1 pseudogene is annotated in these 1,068 nt (G+C 41.1%); it reads right to left on the reverse strand.

Features of this window, described 5'->3' with window-relative positions:
* Positions 1-990 (reverse strand): annotated as a pseudogene (locus BLU58_RS15970) (IS3 family transposase); the annotation flags it as partial.
* Positions 991-1,068 lie beyond the last annotated feature (78 nt).

The following is a 1,068-nucleotide window of genomic DNA, read 5'->3' on the forward strand; positions in this document are numbered from 1 at the left end:
AATAAGCATCATTCACAAACTCAGTCTTGATGACTTTAAACATGGCTTCTGCAACCGCATTATCAAGCGGTGTACCTTTCAGACTTAGTGATCGTTGAATCTGAAAGGTTGCTAAAGCTTCATCGATCAATCGATTATGAAACTCATTTCCACGATCCGTATGGAAAAGTTGAATCTTATTTAGATCATGTCTAATCGTAGAAAAGGCCTGGTATACGAGCTGTGCATCTTTATTGGGACCAGCGCTATAACCGATAATCTCTCGATTGAAGAGGTCAACAAACACGCATATATAGTGCCACTTTTTATTGACCCGTACATATGTCAAATCGCTTACCACCACCTTTAGCTCCTCATCTTGACGAAACTCCCGATTCAGAATGTTTTCTTGTAAGGATTCATTGCACTTGTTTTTCTTCCATTTGAATTGGGGAACGGTGTATTTGGAGACAAGACCCTGAGATTTCATGATGCGACCGATCCTTCGTCTGGAAATCGTATATCCTCTTTTCCTTAGCTCCACCTTGATTTTACGTGTACCATATGTTTGCCTGCTCTTTTGGAAGATTTCAACGATCACGTCCGTGATCGCTCGATCTTTACATTCTCCTCGTTTACTTTCGTAGTAATAGGTGCTTCTAGGGACTTGTAGGACGTCGCACATTGCTGATACTGAGTATTTGTGACGGTTTTCTTGAATCACTCTTACTTTCGTCCCATGATCAGCGCGGCTTGCTTTAAAATATCATTTTCCATTCGTAACCGTTGAAGTTCTTTACGCAGTTGAATCAGTTCGTTTTCTTCTTTCGTACGGTTGTCCTTCTCCTTGAAGGAGCCACTGTTTTGACTCTGGAGCACCCATTTATCCAGTGAAGAAGGGGTAAGCTGGTACTCTTCAATAATATCTTTCCTAGGCTTTCCACTCTGATACAACTGCACCATCTGTTCTTTGAATTCTGGTGTGAAAGTACGTCTTGGTTTTCTGGTCATAATCGTTCCCTCGTTTCTCCTGTTGAAACAAGTTTACCTGACCTTATTTTTTCTGTCTAACTTACTGTAGCCTATCCA

It is taken from the genome of Thermoactinomyces sp. DSM 45892 (genome assembly GCF_900107305.1).
Classification (GTDB): Bacteria; Bacillota; Bacilli; order Thermoactinomycetales; family Thermoactinomycetaceae; genus Baia.